General features: G+C 62.0%; 21 protein-coding genes. 8 read left to right on the top strand and 13 right to left on the bottom strand.

Translation table 11 applies throughout. The features are described 5' to 3' along the window. Nucleotides 1–326: 326 nt before the first annotated feature. The 4 genes from LJ738_RS06070 to LJ738_RS06055 all read left to right on the top strand — a co-directional run bounded on the left by LJ738_RS06070 (nt 327) and on the right by LJ738_RS06055 (nt 5571). Entirely contained in the window at nt 327–1493 is a 1167-nt protein-coding gene (locus tag LJ738_RS06070) for a ribonuclease D (RefSeq protein ID WP_227785418.1), read from the top strand. A gap of 134 nt (nt 1494–1627) precedes the next feature. Continuing rightward, nucleotides 1628–2665 (top strand): endolytic transglycosylase MltG, encoded by a 1038-nt coding sequence (gene mltG / locus LJ738_RS06065; protein WP_227785417.1) that lies wholly within the window; start codon nt 1628–1630, stop codon nt 2663–2665. A gap of 209 nt (nt 2666–2874) precedes the next feature. After that, nucleotides 2875–4077: an OmpP1/FadL family transporter gene (locus LJ738_RS06060; RefSeq protein WP_227785416.1), complete on the top strand. Its 1203-nt coding sequence runs from the start codon at nt 2875–2877 to the stop codon at nt 4075–4077. Between the two features lie 81 nt (nt 4078–4158). Further along, on the top strand, nt 4159–5571 hold the full coding sequence (locus tag LJ738_RS06055) for a hypothetical protein (protein WP_227785415.1): 1413 nt from the start codon (nt 4159–4161) through the stop codon (nt 5569–5571). A 19-nt stretch (nt 5572–5590) separates the two neighbouring features. Here LJ738_RS06055 and LJ738_RS06050 read toward each other — a convergent pair whose 3' ends face one another. Further along, a complete protein-coding gene (locus tag LJ738_RS06050) occupies nt 5591–7108 on the bottom strand; it encodes a hypothetical protein (protein ID WP_227785414.1) in 1518 nt (505 codons plus the stop codon). Nucleotides 7109–7198: 90 nt separating this feature from the next. On the opposite strand from LJ738_RS06050, the gene dtd reads away from it, so the two are divergent. Together dtd and LJ738_RS06040 are read left to right on the top strand one after the other, a co-directional pair. Further along, nucleotides 7199–7645, top strand: a complete 447-nt coding sequence (dtd, locus tag LJ738_RS06045; protein ID WP_227785413.1) for a D-aminoacyl-tRNA deacylase — start codon at nt 7199–7201, stop codon at nt 7643–7645. A gap of 37 nt (nt 7646–7682) precedes the next feature. After that, nucleotides 7683–8024 carry a nucleotide pyrophosphohydrolase gene (locus tag LJ738_RS06040; RefSeq protein ID WP_227785412.1) on the top strand — a complete coding sequence of 114 codons (342 nt, stop codon included), beginning with the start codon at nt 7683–7685 and terminating at the stop codon, nt 8022–8024. 33 nt (nt 8025–8057) lie between these two features. On the opposite strand, the gene LJ738_RS06035 is transcribed toward LJ738_RS06040, so the two are convergent. The 9 genes from LJ738_RS06035 to LJ738_RS05995 form a co-directional block, all read right to left on the bottom strand. After that, nucleotides 8058–8786, bottom strand: coding sequence for a 2-phosphosulfolactate phosphatase (locus LJ738_RS06035; RefSeq protein WP_227785411.1), 729 nt, complete (start codon nt 8784–8786; stop codon nt 8058–8060). A gap of 103 nt (nt 8787–8889) precedes the next feature. Next, nucleotides 8890–9990, bottom strand: a complete 1101-nt coding sequence (gene gcvT / locus LJ738_RS06030; RefSeq protein ID WP_227785410.1) for a glycine cleavage system aminomethyltransferase GcvT — start codon at nt 9988–9990, stop codon at nt 8890–8892. A gap of 154 nt (nt 9991–10144) precedes the next feature. After that, nucleotides 10145–11209 carry a branched-chain amino acid aminotransferase gene (locus LJ738_RS06025; protein WP_227785409.1) on the bottom strand — a complete coding sequence of 355 codons (1065 nt, stop codon included), beginning with the start codon at nt 11207–11209 and terminating at the stop codon, nt 10145–10147. A gap of 166 nt (nt 11210–11375) precedes the next feature. Beyond that, nucleotides 11376–11924: a cob(I)yrinic acid a,c-diamide adenosyltransferase gene (locus LJ738_RS06020; RefSeq protein ID WP_227785408.1), complete on the bottom strand. Its 549-nt coding sequence runs from the start codon at nt 11922–11924 to the stop codon at nt 11376–11378. A 54-nt stretch (nt 11925–11978) separates the two neighbouring features. After that, on the bottom strand, nt 11979–12698 hold the full coding sequence (locus LJ738_RS06015) for an ABC transporter ATP-binding protein (protein WP_227785407.1): 720 nt from the start codon (nt 12696–12698) through the stop codon (nt 11979–11981). 12 nt (nt 12699–12710) lie between these two features. Beyond that, nucleotides 12711–15527, bottom strand: coding sequence for a tetratricopeptide repeat protein (locus tag LJ738_RS06010; protein ID WP_227785406.1), 2817 nt, complete (start codon nt 15525–15527; stop codon nt 12711–12713). Beyond that, nucleotides 15528–15815, bottom strand: coding sequence for an Asp-tRNA(Asn)/Glu-tRNA(Gln) amidotransferase subunit GatC (gene gatC / locus LJ738_RS06005; RefSeq protein ID WP_068192777.1), 288 nt, complete (start codon nt 15813–15815; stop codon nt 15528–15530). A 27-nt stretch (nt 15816–15842) separates the two neighbouring features. Further along, a complete protein-coding gene (locus tag LJ738_RS06000) occupies nt 15843–16667 on the bottom strand; it encodes a lysophospholipid acyltransferase family protein (protein ID WP_227785405.1) in 825 nt (274 codons plus the stop codon). A gap of 106 nt (nt 16668–16773) precedes the next feature. Next, nucleotides 16774–17340 (bottom strand): NUDIX domain-containing protein, encoded by a 567-nt coding sequence (locus LJ738_RS05995; protein WP_317206785.1) that lies wholly within the window; start codon nt 17338–17340, stop codon nt 16774–16776. Between the two features lie 473 nt (nt 17341–17813). On the opposite strand from LJ738_RS05995, the gene LJ738_RS05990 reads away from it, so the two are divergent. Then, the gene (locus tag LJ738_RS05990; RefSeq protein WP_227785404.1) at nt 17814–18059 is read left to right on the top strand and encodes a hypothetical protein; all 246 of its coding nucleotides are present in this window, start codon (nt 17814–17816) and stop codon (nt 18057–18059) included. Nucleotides 18060–18169: 110 nt separating this feature from the next. Then, nucleotides 18170–18748, top strand: coding sequence for a ribonuclease HII (gene rnhB, locus LJ738_RS05985; protein ID WP_227785403.1), 579 nt, complete (start codon nt 18170–18172; stop codon nt 18746–18748). Nucleotides 18749–18773: 25 nt separating this feature from the next. Here rnhB and LJ738_RS05980 read toward each other — a convergent pair whose 3' ends face one another. Genes LJ738_RS05980 through LJ738_RS05970 form a run of 3 tightly spaced genes read right to left on the bottom strand, consistent with a single transcriptional unit; the run spans nt 18774 to nt 21228 of the window. Further along, entirely contained in the window at nt 18774–19217 is a 444-nt protein-coding gene (locus tag LJ738_RS05980; RefSeq protein WP_227785402.1) for a response regulator, read from the bottom strand. Between the two features lie 57 nt (nt 19218–19274). Then, nucleotides 19275–20831: a sensor histidine kinase gene (locus tag LJ738_RS05975; protein ID WP_227785401.1), complete on the bottom strand. Its 1557-nt coding sequence runs from the start codon at nt 20829–20831 to the stop codon at nt 19275–19277. Between the two features lie 22 nt (nt 20832–20853). After that, complete coding sequence (locus LJ738_RS05970) at nt 20854–21228, bottom strand: CZB domain-containing protein (protein ID WP_227785400.1); 375 nt, start codon at nt 21226–21228, stop codon at nt 20854–20856. Between the last annotated feature and the right edge of the window lie 138 nt (nt 21229–21366).

Genomic DNA, 21366 nt, shown 5'->3' with positions numbered 1-21366 from the left:
AGTGAACAGGTTAAAAGTGAGGGCTTTTTGAATTTTTATCTGGGTTTAACAATACTGAAAATCGTTAAAATCAATGAATAGGACTGACGGTCTCTTTAGGATGCCAAAGCGAAGGTAATTACACAGGCCAGCTTTCTGGTTTTCGTCAGTTTTTTTTCGTTTTGTTTCACAACTCCGCGGTTAAATCAATGTTTTGCCATCGTTATATCAATATCTCAAGCCAAACCTCAACTACCGATTAGTCCTTAGAGCATACGCCAGTTGCCTACCTTTACCGCTGCTAACCCTTGCCAGACCTGTAGCTGGCTCCCTTGCCTTCAGTCTTAATGCCGACGATACATTACCTCACCACTGCCGACGCTATTGCCGAGGCGGCCGCTCACTTCGCCACCCTGCCACGCATTGGCATCGATTTGGAGTTTGATGACATGCGCCACCGCTACGGGCGGCACCTGGCGCTCATCCAGGTTTTCGATGGCCAGGAAGCGTACCTGATTGACCCGCTGCCGCTGCCCGACATGGCCGCCGGCCTGGAGCCCCTGTTTGCGGTGTTGCGCGAGCCGGCTGTGGCCAAGGTGTTCCACTCGTGCAAGTCGGACATTCTTTTGCTTGACGAAGTTTTTGGGGTCAACTGCCGGAACATTGTCGATACCAGTGTGCAGTTTACCCTGCTTGCCGCCGAGGACAACAACATTTCCCTGGGCCGCCTTATTCAGTCCGAACTGGGCTTTGAGGTGGACAAAGGCGAGCAGAAATCCAACTGGCTGAAGCGCCCGCTCACCGACGCCCAGATGGAGTACGCCGCCAACGACGTGCTGTATTTGTTTGAGCTCACGGACCGCCTCACCGCCCGCCTCAACGAGCTGGGCCGCAGCGAGTGGGCAATTCAGGAAAACCTGGCCCTGGAGGCCGTGCGCTACGGCCGCGACGACCCGCGCCCATGGTCGCGCAACGCCGCCAAGTACAAGATTTCGCCCTCAGAAATGCCCATTTTCCGGGAGCTCTACATGCTGCGCGACAGTGTGGCCCGACAGCTCGACCGCCCGCCGTACCACGTGCTCAGCAACGACCGCCTGGCGGAGCTGGCCCGCCAGCCCATCGAAAACGCCAATCAGTTGCGCACCGCCAACGGGCTGCACCCCGAGCTGAAACGCTCGCCCTTCGCCGAGCAGCTGCTGGCCATCGGCACCACCGATTTGGCCCCGGAAGCGCCGCTGCCGCCCGAGCAGCGCAAGTTTCCGTTCCGCCGCCGGCTCAACGGCCCCGCCGCGGCCCGCGCCGAAGCCCGCGAAACCTTGCTCAACGCCCTCAAAGCGCACCTCGCTACCGACCACGGCACCACCATGGCCAACATGGTGCTCAGCAACCGGCTGATTGCGGAAATCATCGAGCAGGGCGCCAATGCGGCCCTGCGCCCCTGGCAGCAACAGCTGCTACGCGAGTCGGCTGAGCGCCACGGCGAGGACTATGGCCAAATTGCCGAGCCGTTTTAAGTAGCTGCTGAAACCTGCGAGCGCTGCCCCATTGTTGACTGCGAATCGCGGGCGGCGGCCCCCACCGAAATAGTGCGCCAAGCCGAGCAGGAAGCCTTTGAGGCCGCCGTGGCCCAACTAGTACAAGAAGGATAATGAAGCGCCCCCTCCTACTCGTTGGCCTACTGGTACTGCTGTTGCTCGGCGCAGGCAGCTACGCGGCGTGGCGCGTCCTGTACCGGCCCAACGTGACGGTCTTTGCCGAAGGCCCGGCCTACTTGTACATCCGCACGGGCACGGGCTTTTCGGCGGTGCTCGACTCCTTGAAGAAACAGCAGCTGCTGCTGGAGCCGGCCACGTTCGAGTGGACGGCCCGGCAGCACGACTACCCCGCTCACGTGAAAGCCGGCCGCTACCGGCTCGACCCCGAACTGAGCAACCTGGACCTGGTGAAAATGCTGGCCCAGGGCCGCCAGGACACGGTGCAGTTTGAGTTGAAGCCCTTTCATTACCTCGACCACCTGCCGCCCCAGGTGAGCCGGCAGTTGGAAACCGACCCATTTAAGCTGCAGCTACTGCTGGGCAACAACGCCGACCTGCTGGCCCGGTTCCGGCTCGACACCTGCACCATCCGCACCCTATTTATCCCCGGCCGGTACCGCCTGCTGTGGAACACCAGCGCCCCCGCCTTCCTGGACACCGTGGCGGCCACCTACCGCCGCTTCTGGACCGCGGAGCGCCGCGCCCGCGCCGATTCGCTGAAGATGACGCAGGTGCAGGTGAGCGTGCTGGCTAGTATTGTGCAGCGCGAAACCGCCCAGCCCACCGACAAGCCGCTTATCGCCGCCGTGTACCTCAACCGCCTGCGCAACGGCCAGCCCCTGCAGGCCGACCCCACCCTGCTCTGGCCGCTGCACGGCCTGGGTACCCGCAAGCGCGTGCTCAACGTGGACAAAAAGGTGGACTCGCCCTACAATACCTACCGGCACAAGGGCCTGCCGCCGGGCCCCATCACCACGCCGCTGCCCAGCTCGCTGAACGCGGTACTACGCCCGGCCCACAACAAAAACCTGTTTTTCTGCGCCCGCCCCGACGGCAGCGGCTTCTCCGACTTTGCCGAAACCTATGCCCAGCACAAGCGCAACGCTCGCCGCTACCAGCACCGGCTCGACAGTCTCGGGGTGAAGCGTTAAAGCGGCCAAAGAGCCAGCTCAACTCTGTTGGTTAGACATTGGTTTAATGCAACTTAAGCCTTACTACGGTTTTAATTCCGGGTTTGCGGCTTTTCGCCGGGGTGCTACGGTTGTGCTATCTGCCGGCTGTGTACTTTTGTTTCCCAATTTTCCGCAAATCCGTCCGTATGCGTCAACGTCTCCTCTTTATACTTCCGCTTTTCTCTGGGTTGACGGCTGCGGCCGGTGGGTTTGATACCGGCCCGCAGGGCGCGCGGGTACTTGGGCTGGGCGGCGCCAGCACGGCCTACATCAACAGCATTGCCGGGCTCAGTACCAATCCCGGCCTGCTGGCCCAGTGGGGCGACTCGCTCACCCGCATCAGCCTGGGCGGCATTGGCCAGATTCGGCGCTCTTCGTTCATCGGCCAGGATACCTACCAGCGCACCGACCAGGACCTGGCCATTCAGCCCGGCGGCTACTTTTACGCCACCCGCGCCCTGAGCAAGCGCGTCAGCTTTGGCCTGGCCCTCACCACGCCCTACGGCTACCACACCAAATGGCCCAACAACTGGGAAGGCCGCTCCGTGATTCAGGAAAGCCAGCTCAGCACCTACTTCGCCCAGCCCACGGTGGGCTTCAAGCTCAACGACAACTTCAGCGCGGGCGTGGGCTTTGTGTACGCCTTCGGCAAATACAGCCAGCGCCGCGCCCTGGGCCAGTACGACGACCTGTCGGCCCAGACGCAGTTCAGCGCTACCGGCTCGGGCATGGGCCTGAACGTGGGCCTCTACGGCCGCACCGGCGACAACCTGGCCTTTGGCATCAGCTACCGCAGCGGCGTGAACCTGAAAATGAAGAACGGCACGGCCACCACCACCGGCGTGCCCGCCCGTGATGCGGCCCTGTACCCGGCCTCCACCGGCTTCAGCACCCAGTTCAACCTGCCCAGCACGCTCTCCGTGGGCATTGCCGACCGCATCACCCCCAAGCTGCTGCTCACCTTCGACTTCACCCTTAGCGGCTGGAGCACGCTCGATTCGGTTAAGCTGAACATCGACGCCAGCGGCGCAGCGCCGGCCCGCCGCATCAGCACCGCCCGGCGCTACGAAGACGCGCTGGCCTTCCGCGTGGGCGCCGAGTACCAGGTGTGTCCCAAGCTCACCGTATTGGGCGGCCTGCGCTACGACGAGAGCCCAATCCGCGACGAATACGTCAACCCCGAATTCATCGACGCCAACCGCCTCGGGGCTTCGGCCGGCCTGAGCTACCAATTGGGCTCGCGCCTGGCTCTGGAAGCCGCCTATGCCTTCGAATACGGCCAGCTGCGCACCGGCCGTGCCAACCAGATAATGGACCAGGTGGCCAACGTGAGCGGCACTTACCGCACAGCCACGCACACCGCCTCGGTTGGGGTGGCCGTGGCTTTCTAGGTGGTTTACCAGTAGCCCGCCGCTTTCCTTTTCCTGCCTGCCGGCGCCCTGGGCCGGCTCCCTTCAGCTTCAGTTAGCACAATGAATATTTTTTACCTGACTCCGTTGCGTCGCACTGGCCTGGTGGCCGTGGCTGCTTTAATGCTCAACGCCTGCGCCCCTGCCCAGGACACCCCCACGCCCACTACCAGCGTGAACGTGAGCCGCTACGTGGCCGTGGGCGACAGCTACACGGCGGGCGTCAGCGCCGGCGGCCTCACCCGCACCAGCCAGGAATATTCGTTTCCGAACCTGATTGCGCGGCAGCTGCAGGGCGCTTCGGCCAATGCCGCTTTCACCCAGCCGCTGCTGGAGGCTGGCACAGGGTCGGGCTACTTCGATTTGGTCGATTATCCGGCCTCGGGCATTCCCCGTACCCGCCGCATTGCGGGCCAAGCCGTGCGCCGCACGGTAATCAACCCCACCGCCTGCGGCGGCCCCGATACGGTGCGGCTGCTCGAGCGCAGCAAAACCGCCAGCGCGCTGCCCCAGAACCTGGGCGTGCCGGGTTTATTATTGAGCCAGATTGAAACCGCCGGCCTGGGCAATGAAACCAAGGCCACTCCCGGCGGCGCGTTCAACCCCTACTTCGAGCGCCTGCTGCCGGCCGCCGACAGCCGCACCTACCTGCAAGCCGTGACCGACGCCGCTGCTACGGCCACCTTCTTCACCTACTTCCAGGGCCTCGACGACCTCCTGCCTTACGTGCGCAGCGGCGGCGAGTGCGGGCCATTTCCCAACACCAGCCTGACCAACCTGATGAAGGCCAACGCCCGGAAAGTGCTCGACCGCCTGCGGGCCGGTGGGCAGCCGGGCATCATTGCCAAACTGCCGGCCCTCAACACGCTGCCGCTGCTGCGCCTGGGCAAAGGCCTGCAGCTCCAGGCCCGCCTGCAAGCGCTGAACAACGACAAAGCCCTGCTCTACATTGAAGACCCCATCAACCTCGGCCCGGCTCAACCCATCACCGACGATGACTACGTGCTGGCCACGGCCATCCCCCGTGTGGGCAAGCTGACGCCGGTACTGGTGGGCACCACCACCCTGATGCTGCCCTACGGCCGCGACGCCCGCAATCCCCTGCGCGACGCCGACGTGCTCGACAACTTCCAGGAGCTGCAGCGGGCCAAGTCCGTGCTCGATGCCTACAACAACGAGTTGGAAAACCTGGCCCACAACGTCTATCGCCTGCCCGAAGTGGACATAACCAACCACAGAAGTGCCCTTGACCTCGACGGCATTCTGTTCAACAACGTGGCCGATATCATTTCCGTCAACGGCGTGGTGTATTCGTCGGAGCCGGTGCGGGGCAACTTCTTCTCGCTGGATTACTACTCGCTCACGCCCCGCGGCAATGGCTTAGTGGCCAACGCCTTCATTTCGGCCATCAACAAAGCCTACCGGGCTAACATCCCGGCGGTGGACGTGAACAACCTGCCCACCGTAGCCCACTAAGGCAGGAGCTACCGTTGATTTAGTTGAGCCGATAAAGACGCAGCGGCAGCGTATCGGCCGCCGCGGCCCGCCAGGCGGCCAGCGTTTCGGCGTATTCCAGCCCCGTAAATTCGGAATGCTCCAGAAACAGCAGCGGGCGTTGTAGCTCAGGCGCAGCCCAGGCAGCTACCGGCACCTGGCGGCGCAACGAATCGAACCGGGGCACACCCGCTACGCGCCAGTAGCCATCGAGAAACACGTACTGGTAGCCTAGCGCACGCAGCCCCGCTAGCTGGCGCTCGTCGGTGATAATTACCATGGATTGGCGTTCGTTCAGATACGGCGCCAGCCCCGCGCCCACAGTACTTACCACCTTGGTCCCACCGTGTTGCTGTAGCCACGCCGCCACCTGAGGGTAGCGCGTAGGCAGGGGCGCGTACAGCTCCCGCTGAATCCGTAGCAGGTTGAGACCCACGGCGGCTAGCACCATCCCGGCCAGCGCCCAAGCCGGCAGCACGCGGCGGCCTCCCAGCACCGCCAGAGCCGCCAGCGGCAGATAAGCCAAAAGAAGCCCCCGTGGGGCTTTTATCAGCAGCGACATGCCGGCCAGCAGGCAGCCCGCCCATACCAACAGGTACGGCAGCAGCAGAGGCCGGCCCCGAAAACCGGCGCCGCGGCGCCAATCGCGCCACACCAGCCACGCTGCCAGCACCAGCCCAACGAGCAGCAGCGGTGACTCATAGCCTGCCAGGTACCGCACATAATACAGCAAATCGAGGTGCAGTGTAGTTTGCCGGCCCGCTACGTTGGCCGCCACTGGCACCACCGTGCGGATGTAAAAGCCTAACCAGCGATACCACGGCAGCCCCACCAGCACCCCCAGCGCTCCAAACAGCACGTAAGGCGCCGCCAGCACCAGCAAGGCCCGCCACCATAGCACCCGCTGCCGCCACAACCCATCGGCCTGCACCATTTCCAGCACCGCCAGAATAGGCAGCGTGAACAGAAACTTGTAGTTAACGCACAATCCCACCGCCAGCCACGCCGCCACGCGCAGCGCCATGGCTGAACTCGGCCGCTGCAGGCGCGCAAAATGGCTCCGCAACAGCCCGGCAAATACCACGAGGCTCACGGAGCTCATTGTAAAATCGCGCCCCGAAAACGTGAGCAGCAGCGACGTGCCGCCCAGCAGCACCAGGCCCGCCGTTTCAAGTCCCGTCAGCTCAGCTTTCTTGGCAACCCAGGCCGCGAAGATGCTGAGCCCAAGCAAGCCGAGCAGCGCATTTATCGTTTGAAAGACTAAAAAATCGCGCGTAATGGCCGCTACCGGCACATACAGCAGCAAAAACCCCGGACTGCCGTGATGAAACAGATGCGCGAAGTTGCCCTGCGCCAATTCCTGGATAACCTGCCAGTTACGCACCGAATCAAAATCGGGCGGACCGGCTTCGGGCAGTCGCCACAGCCGCAGCAGGGCCACGGCCAGCAGCGCCGCCAGCAGCCATAGGAGTCGGTTGGATGTTTGGTGGCCGTTATTTGTACCGGCAGGTGAATGCATGAATTAACTCGGCGCTGGTTGCCGCGAAGGTCGGCATAGCCCGCGCAACATCGGCGCGCCTGCTCATTCTAAATCCCACATTACCCTTACATGCGTCTTGTTATTCAGCGCGTCAGCGAAGCCCAGGTTACCGTCGAAGGCCAGATTACCGGCCAGATTGGCCCCGGGCTGATGGTCCTGGCCGGCTTCGCCCCTACCGATAATACGGCTTCCCTTACCTGGATGTGCCGCAAGCTGGTGCAGCTGCGCATTTTTGGCGACGAGAACGGGCAAATGAACCGCAGCGTGGTCGACACCGACGGCCAGATTTTGGTGGTGAGCCAGTTTACGCTGCTGGCCGATGCGCGCAAGGGCAACCGCCCCAGCTACATTGGCGCCGCCCCGCCCCCCATCGCCGAGCCGCTGTACCAGCAATTTGTGGCCATGGTGGCCGCCGAATTGGGCAAGCACGTGCCCACCGGCATATTCGGGGCCGATATGCAGGTGAGCCTGCTAAATGATGGCCCCGTGACCATTGTGCTGGATTCCCCGGCTTAAGTTTTTGCCATCCCGCCCGCTTTTAAATCCTGTCCCTATGACCATCGAAGAAGCCCAAAAGACCGTCGATACCTGGATAACCACTACGGGCATCCGCTACTTCAACGAGCTCACCAACATGGCCATCCTCACCGAAGAGGTGGGCGAAGTGGCCCGGCTCATCTCCCGGCAATACGGCGAGCAGTCGTTCAAGGAATCAGACAAAGGCCGTGACCTTGGCGACGAGCTGGCCGATGTCCTGTTCGTGGTCATCTGCCTAGCAAACCAAACCGGCGTCGACCTCACGGAAGCCCTAGCCCGCAACCTGGCCAAAAAGACCCAGCGCGACTCCCAGCGGCATCAGGATAATGAGAAATTAAGAGTTAAGAATGAGGAATGAGGAATTGAGCTGGTTTGCCCCAATTCTTCATTCTCAATTGACAAAAGCGTCGACCAAACGGTCGTCCTGCCACAGCGGGAGGACGTCGGCGTAGGCATCGACTCGCAGACAGAACTCAAAGTCCTGGCTGGCCTCCAGCGAATTGAGCCGGCGGACGTGGGCTGACTGCAGCAGGTATGCCGGCAAATCGGCTTTGCCCTGCTGCCAGAGGTGCAGCGCCGCCAAGGTGGCATCGGAGCTGCTCACGTCGAAATCAGCCGCCAGCCGTTCGGCAAGTGCTCCACCAAATACTGTGTCTTCAAGGCAAAACTGGCCTTTCCAACCGGCGCACACCACTAGCACGTCGCGGCCTTGCTGACGCGCAAAATCGGCCACGGCGGCCAAATTCAGGAACGCGCCAACTACCACAGCTTCTGCGGCCAGGGAGCGCCGCAGCGCGGCCGTACCATTGGTGGTGCTGATGGTGAGGGCCCGGCCCCGCACCGGCCGGCTGGCCTCCAAAAACCCAAACGGCGAGTTGCCTAGGTCAAAGCCCGCGGCGGGCAGACCGTCGCGCTCGGCGGCAGTCAGACAGCCGTGCTGCTGCCCGTAGGCCGTGCATTCTTCCAGCGACGCCACCGGGAAAACGTGGGTCACACCCTCCCCCAGGGCCGTTACAATGGTGCTCGAAGCCCGCAGAATATCCACAATTACGGCTACCCGGCCGCGCAGGTCATACAGGGGCAGCAAGTCCGGCGAAAAGCAAATATCTAGCTTGGGCACTCTTGGAGTTGTGAATGTTGAGTTATGAATGTTGAGTTTAGCGCTATGAGTTCCAGAATTATCTCACGACCAACTCAGCGCTCATAATTCAAGACTCATAATTCTATTCGGCGCCTTTGGTGAGGGGGAGCTTGCTGACGGTGGCCGGGAGGTTTTTGCCACGTATCTGCACAAAAATCTGGGTACCGGGAGCCGCAAATTCCGTTTTTACGTAGCCCATGCCGATGCCTTTGCTGAGCGAAGGCGACTGCGTACCGCTGGTAACGTCGCCGATTTTTTGCCCCTCGGCATCTACCAGCTCGTAGTGGCCGCGCGGAATGCCGGTGCCGTCCATGATGAAGGCCACGAGCTTTTTGCTGACCCCGGCTTCCTTCTGCTTTTTAAGGTTTTCGGCGTTGGTGAAGTCCTTGGTGAACTTGGTAATCCAGCCCAACCCGGCTTCCAGGGGCGAGGTGGTGTCGTCGATGTCGTTGCCGTAGAGGGCAAAACCCATTTCGAGGCGCAGCGTGTCGCGGGCGCCCAGGCCGATGGGCTTGATGCCGTACGCCTGCCCGGCAATCATGATTTTATCCCAGACGTCGGCCGCGTGCTCGTTGGGGATGTACAGCTCGAAGCCGCCGGCGCCCGTGTAGCCCGTGGCCGAGATGATGACATCGGGCGCGCCGGCAAAGGTGCCCTGCACGAAGGAGTAGTAGGGAATGCTGCTCAGGTCTACGTCCGTGAGGGTCTGCAGGGCGGCAATGGCCTTGGGGCCCTGCACGGCAAATAGGCTGGTGCGGTCGGAAATATCTTCCATTTCCACGCCCTGCGTGTTGTGCTCCCGAATCCAGTTCCAGTCTTTTTCGATGTTGGAGGCATTCACTACCAGCATGTAGTCCTCGTCGGCCAGCTTGTACACCAGCAGGTCGTCCACGATGCCGCCGTCGCGGTTGGGCAGGCAGGAATATTGGGCTTTGCCATCGGTGAGCTTGCTGGCGTCGTTGCTGGTCACGCGCTGAATCAGCTCCAGTGCATGTGGGCCCCGCACCCGGAACTCGCCCATGTGCGACACGTCGAAAATGCCCACCGCGCGGCGCACCGTGTGGTGCTCGTCGAGGTCAGAGGAGTACCGCACCGGCATGTCGTAGCCGGCAAAGGGGACCATTTTAGCACCCAGCTTGCGGTGCGTGTCATTGAGGGTAACGGTTTTCAGGGAAACGGTCATAAGAGTGACGGAGTAGCGGAGTGACTGAGTGGGAATGTACTTGGCGGTGCAAAGGTGCGGCAAAAAAGAAAAGCCGCTTCAGTGCGAAGCGGCTTTTCTCTGACTGCGGCAAAAATGAGTGAGTCGCTCAGTTATTCTACCGCTCAGTCACTCGCTACACGCGCACCATCCAGTTGTGCACGTCGGCGCCTTCGCCGGTACGAATGGCATCGAGCGCCGCGCCTACGCGCTTGGAGAAGGCCGTTGGGCCAACGACGGGCAGCTCATAATCCTGGCCTTCGTAGCCAATGGTGGCAATGGGCGCAATGGTAGCCGCCGTGCCAGCGCCGAAAGCTTCTTCCAGCTTGCCCGCCTTCAGGGCGGCAATAATCTCGTGGCTGCTCACTTTGCGCTCTTCCACGGTCAGGCCCATGTCGCGGGCCAGTTGCAGCACGCTGCGGCGCGTTACGCCGTCGAGGATGGAGGTGCTCAGGGCGGGCGTTACCACTTTGCCATCAATGACGAAAATGGCGTTCATCGTGCCCGATTCTTCCACGTATTGGTGCTCGGTGGCATCGGTCCAGATGAGCTGGTTGTAGCCTTCCTGCTGGGCCAGCTTGGTGGGGTACATGGCCGCGCCGTAGTTGCCGGCGTTTTTGGCGTAACCCGCGCCGCCGGGGGCCGCCCGCACGTACTGCTGCTCGAAGCGCACGCGCAGGGGCTTGTTGTAGTACAGCCCCACGGGGCTGGTGAAAATCATGAAACGGTACGATTCCGAGGGCCGCACGCCGATAAAGCCATCGGTGGCAAACATGAAGGGCCGGATGTAGAGCGAGCTGCCGCTGCCCGTGGGCACCCAGGCCGAATCCAGGCGAAGCAGCTCGCGCAGGCCCTGCATGAACAGCTCCTCGGGCACCGTGGGCATGCACATGCGCTCGGCCGAGGTATTGAGGCGGGCCCAGTTGTCGAGGGGGCGAAACAGGGCAACTCCCCCATCAGCCTGGTGATAAGCCTTCATGCCTTCAAAAATGGCCTGACCGTAGTGCAGGGCCGAGTTTGCGGGGCTCACCGCCATGTTGCCGTAGGGCACAATCTGGGCCTCCTGCCACTCGCCATTGTGGTAATCCATGGCAAACATGTGGTCAGAAAACACCTTGCCGAACTCCAGGTTGGTAGGGTCGAGCTCGGCCAGGCGCGAGGCCGTGGTGCGCTGCGTGCTAATGGGGAGAATGTCAATCATAACGTTTAATTTCTGGGTACTGGTGGGTGGGATTTTCCGAGTACGGAAGTTGGAGGTAGGGTGGCTGAAATTATAAAATCTAAGGAAAGTTCGGTAGGAAAGGCAGCCGCCTAGCGTCGTGTAGTCAGGTTAAAACCAGCTCAATAATGCTGCAACCCCAACGGGGCTAGAGTCGTGCCTTCCAGGTTACTTCTTCTACGCCCAGTTCGTGGGCCATGTAGCGGCTGAGGACAAACAGGTAATCGGAGAGACGGTTCAGATACACCACCACCAGGTCGGCCACAAACGAGTCTTCGCTCAGGTGGATGACCATGCGCTCGGCCCGGCGGCACACGCAGCGGGCCACGTGGGCCTGGCTCACGGCGGGGTGCCCGCCCGGCAGAATAAAGGCCCGCAGCTCGGGCAATTCGGCGTTCATGCGGTCCATTTCGTCTTCCAGTAGCGTCACATCGGCGGCGTGGAGGTCGGGCAGCTTCATCTTCGACTTCTCCGGGTCGGCGGCCAGGGCCGAACCCATGGTGAACAGCCGGTCCTGAATTTCCTTCAGTAGCGGCCGGCGAGCGGAGTTTACGTCCTGGTCGCGCACCAGCCCAATGTGCGAGTTCAGCTCGTCTACCGTGCCGTAGCATTCGATGCGCAAGCTGCTTTTCGGCACGCGGGTGCCCCCAATGAGGGAAGTCAGGCCCTGGTCGCCGGTCTTGGTATAAATTTTCATGACTTGCGGAATAAACGGCAGCTCTCCCCCACTGCAAACAGGGAAGCGGCCGGCTTAATGGTTGGCTAGGGCGTGAACGCGCACTTCCTTGTTCACCTCGTCCGACTCCAGCAGGCCGTCGCGTAGGCGCACAATGCGGTGGGCATAGCGGGCAATGTCTTCCTCGTGGGTTACCATGATAATGGTGTTGCCTTTGGCGTACAGGGCCTCAAACAGGTCCATGATTTCGTGGCTGGTTTTGGAATCGAGGGCGCCGGTGGGTTCGTCGGCCAGCAGCACGCTGGGGCTGTTGACCAGGGCACGGGCAATGGCCACGCGCTGGCGCTGGCCGCCGCTGAGCTCGTTGGGCCGGTGCAGGGCACGGTCGGCCAGGCCCACCGAGCGCAGGCTTTCCATGGCGCGCTCGTTGCGGTCGCGCTTGCCCAAGCCGGCATAGATGAGGGGCAGCGCCACGTTGTCGAGGGCGCTGGCGCGGGGCAGCAGGTTGAAGCTTTGGAAGACGAAGCCGATTTCCTTGTTGCGCACTTCGGCCAGCTGGTTGTCGCTCATGCGACTCACGTCCTGGCCGTTCAGAATGTACTGGCCGCTGGACGGCGTATCGAGGCAGCCGATGATGTTCATCAGCGTGGACTTGCCCGAGCCCGAGGGGCCCATGAAAGCCACGTACTCGCCGCGCGGAATCTGGATGGTAATCGAGCGCAAGGCATGGATTATCTCCGCACCCATGACGTAGGTTTTGGCGATGGCCGTGGTCTCAATAACGTTCGCATTCATGGCACAAGGGTCTTATTGCAGAGGTGGAGAAGCCGGCGCCTCGGGGAAAGATGCCTGCCGGGCCGCGCGAGCTGCTTGGTGGGCCGCGTAGCCAGCAGCTAAAGTAGCATATGTAGTTGGAGACAGCCGCTTGCGCAGTTGAGCCAGGGCATCGGTGGCGTATTCAGTCAGCCCGGCGTCGGCCGCTGCCAGCACGTATGCCCCCAACAGCGGCAGCGAGCCAGGGTTTTCGTTGAGGCCGGCGCGCAGCGCTTCATAAGCCGCCGCGTACTCGTGCCGGCGCGTGTAGAACGCAGCTGCCGCCATAATGGCGGGCTCATTAAAGGGCGCCTCGCGCACGACTCGCTGGTAGTTGGCCCGGGCAATGACCACGCCGTTGGGCTGTCGCTCCACCCGCTGCGCCTCGCTCAGCCAGTCGTCGCCCACCCGCCGCAGGGTCGTTGAGCTGGCCGCTAGATTTCCGGCCGTCAATTGCTGTTGGGCCTGGCGCCCCTGCTCTCGCAGTGACGAATCGGGCGAGGCCACCAACTGGGCCGCTACGGCCCGCGCCGAATCCACCTGACCACTCAGGGCCAGTGCGTAGAACCGGGCGCTGCGGGCCGTGGTCACGCCATTGGCCGCGGCGTAGCCCAGCTGGTCGGCGGCCGTAGCATATTGGCCTTGCTGCAGCTGCCACAGCCCCAGAAGCTGCTGGTAATAGCCGGCCGTGGCCGTGGTACCCGAAGCCAACGGCAGCAGCCGCTGCCGGGCAGCCCGCTCCTGCCCCACCGCATGCAGGGCCAGCGCCTGCAGAAACTCTAGCTGCTCGTAGTACGAAGCGTTGGCCTCGCGGGCTGCCAACTTAGCCAACGGCGCCACCAGGGCGCTGGTGAGCCGGGAGTTTTGCTGCCCTATGCTCGCCAGCACCCAGTGGTACAGCTGGGCAAAGCTGGCGTCGTCCAGTACCATCAGCTTAGGGTCGGGAGCTACGTGTTTCTGGTCGCGTCCGAGGGCCTCCCGAAGTTGGGCTGGCGTAGTGGCCGCACGCAGCTGCAAAAGCAAATAATTGCTGGCCAGTGCCGGCTCGTGGTCCCGCACACGCAGCTTACCGCTCACCCGCTTCGCTTCCTCCAGCAAATTCTGGCTCAACAAAAACCCCAGCTGATTGGTCTGGCTGGCGTAGCTGCCGGGCGCCAGCTGCTCGGTCTTGTCCAAATAGTAAGCGACCGAATCCGTGAGGGCCGTTTGGGTGAAAAGTTGAGCTAAATCGCCGGCCAGGGCCGCGCTGTGCGGCTGCGCTTTCAGCCCGCGCCGCAGCACTTCCAGTCCTTCAAACAGGTCGCCGGGCTCATTGAATAGCGAAGCCAGCCGCACCGATACTTTCTCGTTGGGCTCGCGGAGCAAGGCGCGACGCAAGGCGTTGATTTCGTTTTGGCGCTGCGCGCGGAAGCGGTAGAGCGCGGCCCGGCCCATCTGCGCGTGCAGGTTGGAGCGGTAGAGCACGTCGCCGCTTTCGGCATAGTAGCGTTCGGCCAGCAGGGCCAGGCCCATATCGTCGGGCTGGGCTTCGCTTTGCTGGCGCGTCAGGTCGCCGAGGTTGTTGTATTGGCCGGCCTGCACCTGGTCGGGCAGGGTCAGGTTTTGGCGCGTCTGGATGATGGCGATGCTGCCCACCGCCAGAATGTACACAGTGTAGAACGGCAGCCGCCGGGGCTCAAACACCACTCGGAACACACGCAGCCTCTGCCGGATGAGCGGCATAAAATTGATGAGCACATACACCCAAAACGCCCCGCCCAGCAGCAAAAACGCCAGGCCGGTGAAATTCCGGGCCGCTACCAGCAAGGGCGTATTGGCCGTGGCAAAGGCATACGCCAACGCCCCCGCGGCTCCCATTACCAGCATCGGGTAAAGTTGAGCTGCGCCGCGGGCATAAGGCACCCACTGAGCATAGCTGGGTGCGCGCAGGCGCAGGCCCAGCCCTGCCGTGAGCACGGCAGGCAGCAGCAGTACCAGTGGGTCCAGGGTCACCCCGGGAAAGAGCTGTAGCGCGCCATCGTTCCACACATACAGAAGCAAGGCGCCCAAATAAAGCAGACTGGCCACCAAAAACGGCCCCAGCCCAAACCGGCTGCCCGGCTGCTCGGCCTGGGTATTGAACCACAGCAGGGCGCGGATATTCTCCACGCCCACCCACAGCACCAGCAGCGCCACCAGCACCGCGCCGCCCGGCGTGGCAAAGGCGGCCAGTTGCAAGGCCGTCTCCACCGGAGGCAGTTGGCTTTGGGCAAACAGTATCAAACTCAGCCCCGCCACTATCACGCCCATTACCACATAGCGCCAGCGCAACGACAGCGACTCCGCAAACGCGTGCAGCCCAAAGGCCGCCCCGCCCACCAGGCCCAGCATCAGGTACAGGAAATACCGCTCCCCGGTGTTAAAAACGCCCAGCGACTCAGTATTGAGTGAAAGCAGCAGGAAAATAACCGGCACCATGCCCACCACAAAGGCCATGCGGCTCAGGGTGCTCACCACGGCCACCCAGCCCACGAGCCCCACGGCCAGCAGCACCAGGAAAAGGGCCGCCACCCCCGGCTGCGTGAAAGGCCCGTCCACGTTGTGGCTCAGGCTTAGGATAAAGCCGCTGGCCTGCACCGGCAGGCGCACGGGCCCGGCCGCCACTGCATCCAGCGTGAGCGGAATGGCTTGCAGGTGCGGCACCAGGCGCATGGGCAGCGCCCCAGACTCTCCCGTGAAGTAGTAAAACACGGCCAGGCCCACGGCCAGCGTAGCCAGCACGGCCAGAAAACTGGGCCGCCAGGCGGGATTCGAAAGCAGTTTCGTGGCCAACTACTCCAGCACTTTGGGCACCCGGAAGTAGTCCGAGTCCTTGCGGGGCGCGTTGCGCAGGCCATCCTGGTGGCTCACGGTGTTGCGGGCTTCGTCGTCGCGCAGCACGTTTACTTCCTGCGAAAGGTGCACCAGCGGCTCTACGCCGGTGGTGTCCAGGCCTTCGAGTTGGGCCACGAAATCGAGGATGTTGTTCAGGTCGGCCAGCATTTGCTGCTCGCGGGTTGCGTCGAATTCGAGGCGGGCCAAATGGGCCAGGCCGCGCAGGGTGCCAATGTCAGTACTCAAGGGAGTTGCAGAATAATAATTTGTAAATCAGGAATGGGCGGACTGCGGCTGTTGCGAAGACGCACTGCCGGACGGTGCCCGCCAGGTGCTCGGCCCGGGCTTTACGGCACCTTCGGGCAAAAAATCGCCCGCCAGTTGCGCCGCCACTTGCTGCTTCAGCGCCGGAATATCGGCCAGCGTGAGCCCGGCCGTGGAAATAGGCGGGTGAAACACAATTTTGAGCCGATGGTAACGCACGCGCAGGCCTTTTTCCACATCGGGCATGAACATGTGGTTCAGGGGCATGCCCACCGGCACCAGCGGCACGCCTGCCTCAATGGCCATCTGAAAGGCCCCGTCGAGCAAGGGCAACAGTTCTTTGCCGGGTTTGGGAGAAATGCGGCCTTCGGCGAAAATGGCAATGCTCTTGCCAGCGGCCAAGGTGCGGCGGGCCTCCACCATGGCGCGGCCCCGGCTTACGGCGCTAGTGCGGTCCACCGTGATGTAGACCCGGCCAAAAATGGGACCCCAGACCGGCACCCTCGCCAACGAAGCCTTGCCCATCATCTGCAGAAAGCCCGGGATGTACTTGAACAGCATCATGATGTCGATGTAGGAGCCGTGGTTGGCCACGTACACGCACGGCTGGGGATTGGGCGCCGGGCTTTCGCGCACCACCTCCACCGGCACGCCCCACATGGTAATCGAGAGCTTCGACCAAAACCGGTTCAGGGCATGCACCACCCCCTCACCGCCCGGGCGACGGCTAAAAAACCACTGCACCGGGTACGTGAGCACAAACGGCACCAGGAACCAGAACGTGGCCCAGGTGGTGTACAGTCGATGGCCGAGGTAACGAAGCAGGTGGCGCATGCCAGCAAAGTTAGGGGATGGCGGGGTTGGCATAATGAAGTACGGGCCGGCCAGTTTCCCTCCTTTCCCGGGAAGGCAGCCGGCCACTCGCGGCCACTTAGCTCAATTACGGGCGGCGTTGGGCCAAAACCTTCTCGGCCTTGAGCAGGCCCGCTACGCTGATGCCGTCGGTAATGCGGTCGTCCATCACCATGCGCACGGCTTCGGCCAGGGGCAGCTTCCAGAGGCGCAGGTCTTCGGTTTCTTCCGGCTCCACTTCGCCGTGGGTCAGGCCTTCGGCCAAATACACGAAGCCTTCTTCGTCGGTCACGGAATTGGAGGTGTGCAGCCGGGCAATGCGCGTCCATTGCGCAGCCGTGAGGCCGGTTTCTTCCTTCAGCTCGCGTTGGGCCGATTCCAGCACGTCGTGCTCCAGCAGGCCGCCACCCATTGGAATCTCCCAGCTGTACTCGTTCAGCGGGTAGCGGTACTGGCCCACCAGCCAGGTGTTGCCCTCCGCATCGACGGGAATAATGCCAATGGCTTTATTCCGCATGCTCACCACGCCGTAGATGCCGCGCCCGCCGCCGGGGTTCAGCACCTGGTCTTCGCGCACCGAAATCCAGGCGTTGTGGTACTTTACCTCCGTGCTCAGGGTTTGCCAGGGGTTGTGGGTTTCGTCGAAATCAGGCACGGCAGTAATGCGGATAGGGAAGGGAAATAAGCGAAAGGCTCCGCAAAATTACGCCCTGTAAGGCAACCGCTAACTGGCAAGAAAGGCGGGGTTTCCGGCCATCCGCGGGGTCAATTTGGCCGTTGGCCGGCTAAAGTGCGGCGTTGGCCCAAAATTCTTTGCACACCCGCCTCCAAATCTTGTATCTTTGAACCATAAGTACCCCCGCACGGGCTGGAAATGTGGAAAGGAAGGACCTCTCGTGCGGCGGCGTTCTGGTTGAACAGGTGGGGTAGACACCTCTAAACCAGACCCGCCACTTTAAGGCCATCGCACTTGTGCGGTGGCCTTTTTTGTTTCCCAAGGGTAGCTCAACCGCGCGCTACAGCGTAACCCGTTGTTTGTAAAAGCGGTGCCAATGCGCTTTCAACCCTAACCGGTGCTCCGCCGTACCATTTACTCCGGCTGCCCACATTCCAGCCGGCACCTATCCTATGGCTCAGTCCAAGTCCACTCAGAAATCCGATTCCAACGAGCACGACCCGCTCTTCAACCTCAAGCACGCCCAGGCCGAAGCCGACCTCGAGCAAAAGACCCATGGTCTGGGCCCCGTCACCAACGAATACCTGACCACCGACGAAGACAGTGAAATTGACGAAGGTCCCCGCGATAGCCAGGGCTTCCGCCGCGGCGAAAACAACGCCCCGCTAGAAGGCAGCAGCGCCGGTGACCACTCCTAAGATTTCCCGATGCATTTCCGACGCCCGGGCGGCCGCTTCTACTGCGGCCGCCCGGGCGTTTGCTTTGGACCAATGCCGCGAGCGCCGCTCAGGACTATTTTTGCGCTTCTATGTCACTTTTAGCTAGCCACAGCGGGCACGCGCTCGAAGCCGGCCTCGACGAAGCGGGGCGCGGCTGCCTGGCCGGGCCCGTGTTCGCGGCGGCCGTCATCCTGCCGCCCGACTTCAGCCCCCGCTTCCTCAACGATTCCAAACAGCTCACTGCCAAACGGCGCGAAGCCCTGCGCCCCGAAATCTGCGCCGAAGCCTTGGCTTGGGCCGTGGGCCAGGCATCGGTGGAGGAAATTGGCAGCCTCAACATTGCCCAGGCCAGCTATCTGGCCATGCACCGGGCCGTGGCCGCCCTGCCCGTGGTGCCCGAGCATTTGCTGGTCGACGGCAACCGGTTTCGGCCGCTAGTAGGCTTTTCGCATACCTGCATCATTGGGGGCGATGGCCTCTACCGCAGCATTGCCGCCGCTTCCATCCTGGCCAAGACGTTCCGCGACGAGCACATGGAGGCCCTAGCAGCCGAATACCCGGCCTATGGCTGGGCCCAGAACGCGGGCTACCCTACCCAGAGCCACCGGGCCGCTATTCTGGCACACGGGCCTACCCCACACCACCGCATGGGGTTTCGGCTGCTGTAGAAAAGTTGGGCTAAAAGGGCGGCGCCTAGTCCTTCAATTTAAGAAGGTCCAGAAACAGGCTAAAGCCGTCGACACTGGTGCCGCCTTCGCCGAAGGTATCAAAGCTCAGCGGCTTAATGATATAGCCGCTCACCGCAAGCTGCTGGGCCTTCAACCGTTCCGATTCCAGGTCCGAAGTCGTCATGATAAAGACGTTCAGCCCAACAAACTCGGGGTCGGAACGAAGGGTTTCGAGCAGCTCCAGGCCGTTCATGCGGGGCATGTTGATGTCGAGCATCACCAGGCTGGGCTTGGCAATTTTAGGCTCCGAGCCTTCGCCGCGCAGCATTCTGAGGGCATCACGCCCGTTGCGGGCCAGCACAAGGGGCACGTTGATATTCTGGCGGCGCAACTCGCGTTGCACGTTCATGACGTCCATCTGGTCGTCTTCCACGAGCAGAATGCTGGGCGTGGGATAATCGGCGGACATAGGCTTAGCAATTTTCAACCGCGGGAATATGCCCGCAAAAGCAGCTCAATGCTGCCATTAGTTAGGGAGTGGTACGGCAGAATGGGGCACGGCGGCCATGGCCGGAGCCGTGGGCTTGGCTTTGGGCGGGTGCTTGGGCCAGGTGAAAATAAACTTAGCACCTTGGCCCTCCGCCGATTTCACCCCAATACGGCCGCCTTGGCGCTCCACAATTTTTTTCACAATGGCCAGCCCCACGCCGGTGCTTTCCAGCGTATCCCGCTCGGTGAGGGTCTGGAAAATAACGAAAATACGGTCGTGGTAATCCGGGTCAATTCCGGGGCCGTCATCGGCCACTGAAAACAAGTAGAACTCGCCCGCATCGTCGCAGCCAATGTGCACGGTGCCGGACTCGGGGTGGTCGTGGTACTTGAGGGCATTGCTGATGAGGTTGGCAAATACCTGCTGCAGCTGCACGGCGTTGGTAGTAAGCGTGGGCAGGAAAAACGGCAGCTCCACTTTGAAGCCCGGAGGCGGGTTGAGCGAATCGATGACTTCGCGCAGCAGCGACCGCACAAATACCGTTTCATTGGCCTGCGCCACCCGGCCCACACGGGCCAGGTCCAGAATGCCGGTGATGAGCTTCTCCATGCGGTGCACGCGCTGGCGCATCATGCCCAAAAATTCCCGGATGTGCTCCGGCAGGGCATCCTTGCCCATGTCTTCTTCAATCCAGCGCGAGGCGCTCTCAATGCCGCGCAGCGGCGCCTTCAGGTCGTGCGACACCACGTAGGCAAACTGGTCCAGCTCCTGGTTGCGGCTTTCGAGTTGGCTGATGTTGGCCCCCACCGTGCGGGCCATCACGTTGAGCGCCGACGTAAGCTCACTCACCTCATCCTGCTCAGTGTCCACAATCTGGCTATTATAGTCCCCATCGGCCATGCGCCGGGCCAAATCCAACATGCTGCGCAGCCGCCGGGCAAATACCCGCACGATGTACACCGCCCAGAGCAGCCCCAGTATCAGCGCGGCCGCGGCCAAGCCGGCCGATAGCCACTGAGCCCGCCCAATGCTGTCGTCGAGCCGCTGGCGCAGCTGCTGGCGGATAATGGCTTCGCGGCGCTCAAAGGCTGCCAGCCGCTCCCGAATGTTGTCCATCACCTGCTTGCCGGTGAGTCCTTCGGTGAGGCGCCGGTGCGGCAATCCTTCCAGCCCACTTTGCCGAACGTTGCGGCGTCGGGCTTCGCGCTTTTCGACCACCAGCAAATGGCTGTACCCGGTCCACTGCTGAAACAGCCGCTGAGTCTGGTCAATCAGCTCAACCTGGTCGGGCGACTCAGTGACCAGGGCCCGCAATTGTGCGAACCGGCCAATGAGCTGCCGTTCGCCCTCGTAGTAGGGCGCCAGGGTCTGCTCGTTGCCGATGAGCAGGTAGCCCCGAAACCCGGTTTCCATGTCAATAATGTTGCGCAGCAACGTCGACGCATTGTTTGAAATGCGCTGGGAGGCTTCCACCTTCCGCGCGTTTTGCACTACCTGCCCCGCCAGCTGGTAGTAGAAAAGCACCACCACCGAAAAGAGCGCCAGCAATAAGACAAACCCGGCAAATAGCTTAGTAGTGAGCGTGATTTTCATGCAATTGCACTGTAACGGATAATCAGGCCTCCGTACGCAGCTTGGCCTCCATGGTTCCGAGTAGGGACACCATTTCGTCGGCAATGGCCTGCAGGGGCGTAAACCCCTCGATGGCTTCCTCTACTTGGCCGGCTTGGTGCATGTCCATCAATCGGTTGGCTTCCTGATGGATGCGCAAGTGCAGCCGGTCGAGCTGCCGCGCTTCGGGCAGCTGCGCGTAAGCACCCTTGCCCCGCAGCCGGTCTGCAATCCATATGCCCATACCGCACTGTTCCGGGTCGCGCACTGGGCCTTCGGCGCCGCCATTGCCAAAGAGAAACGAGCGCAGCTTACTCTTAAAGTGGATGTGTTTGATGCGAGCAGACTCAAAATCCTGCTTTAGCTCTTCATTCGTCATGGTCAAAACTATGCAAGCCGGGCCCAATAGCCGGGTGCGCGGGCCCTTTTTACATCAACCGTGTACGTTGGTTTCTTCCAAAAAACCGATTCTGCATGTAGCTCAACCCTAAAAACAAGGGCCGTGTAGCCGGGCGGC

It is taken from the genome of Hymenobacter plasmatis, assembly GCF_020711255.1.
Lineage (GTDB): Bacteria > Bacteroidota > Bacteroidia > Cytophagales > Hymenobacteraceae > Hymenobacter.
The sequence above is the reverse complement of the archived record's forward strand: the minus strand, read 5'-3'. Positions and strand labels throughout refer to the sequence as shown.

Excerpts from the sequence above, each read along its gene's own strand:
- gcvT (WP_227785410.1), bottom strand. The coding sequence starts at position 9,990 with ATGACCGTTTCCCTGAAAACCGTTACCCTCAATGACACGCACCGCAAG.
- LJ738_RS05970 (WP_227785400.1), bottom strand. The coding sequence starts at position 21,228 with ATGACGAATGAAGAGCTAAAGCAGGATTTTGAGTCTGCTCGCATCAAA.
- LJ738_RS06040 (WP_227785412.1), top strand. The coding sequence starts at position 7,683 with ATGACCATCGAAGAAGCCCAAAAGACCGTCGATACCTGGATAACCACT.
- LJ738_RS05990 (WP_227785404.1), top strand. The coding sequence starts at position 17,814 with ATGGCTCAGTCCAAGTCCACTCAGAAATCCGATTCCAACGAGCACGAC.
- LJ738_RS06070 (WP_227785418.1), top strand. The coding sequence starts at position 327 with ATGCCGACGATACATTACCTCACCACTGCCGACGCTATTGCCGAGGCG.
- LJ738_RS06020 (WP_227785408.1), bottom strand. The coding sequence starts at position 11,924 with ATGAAAATTTATACCAAGACCGGCGACCAGGGCCTGACTTCCCTCATT.
- dtd (WP_227785413.1), top strand. The coding sequence starts at position 7,199 with ATGCGTCTTGTTATTCAGCGCGTCAGCGAAGCCCAGGTTACCGTCGAA.
- mltG (WP_227785417.1), top strand. The coding sequence starts at position 1,628 with ATGAAGCGCCCCCTCCTACTCGTTGGCCTACTGGTACTGCTGTTGCTC.
- LJ738_RS06015 (WP_227785407.1), bottom strand. The coding sequence starts at position 12,698 with ATGAATGCGAACGTTATTGAGACCACGGCCATCGCCAAAACCTACGTC.
- LJ738_RS06055 (WP_227785415.1), top strand. The coding sequence starts at position 4,159 with ATGAATATTTTTTACCTGACTCCGTTGCGTCGCACTGGCCTGGTGGCC.
- LJ738_RS06050 (WP_227785414.1), bottom strand. The coding sequence starts at position 7,108 with ATGCATTCACCTGCCGGTACAAATAACGGCCACCAAACATCCAACCGA.
- LJ738_RS05975 (WP_227785401.1), bottom strand. The coding sequence starts at position 20,831 with ATGAAAATCACGCTCACTACTAAGCTATTTGCCGGGTTTGTCTTATTG.
- LJ738_RS06025 (WP_227785409.1), bottom strand. The coding sequence starts at position 11,209 with ATGATTGACATTCTCCCCATTAGCACGCAGCGCACCACGGCCTCGCGC.
- LJ738_RS05980 (WP_227785402.1), bottom strand. The coding sequence starts at position 19,217 with ATGTCCGCCGATTATCCCACGCCCAGCATTCTGCTCGTGGAAGACGAC.
- rnhB (WP_227785403.1), top strand. The coding sequence starts at position 18,170 with ATGTCACTTTTAGCTAGCCACAGCGGGCACGCGCTCGAAGCCGGCCTC.
- LJ738_RS06000 (WP_227785405.1), bottom strand. The coding sequence starts at position 16,667 with ATGCGCCACCTGCTTCGTTACCTCGGCCATCGACTGTACACCACCTGG.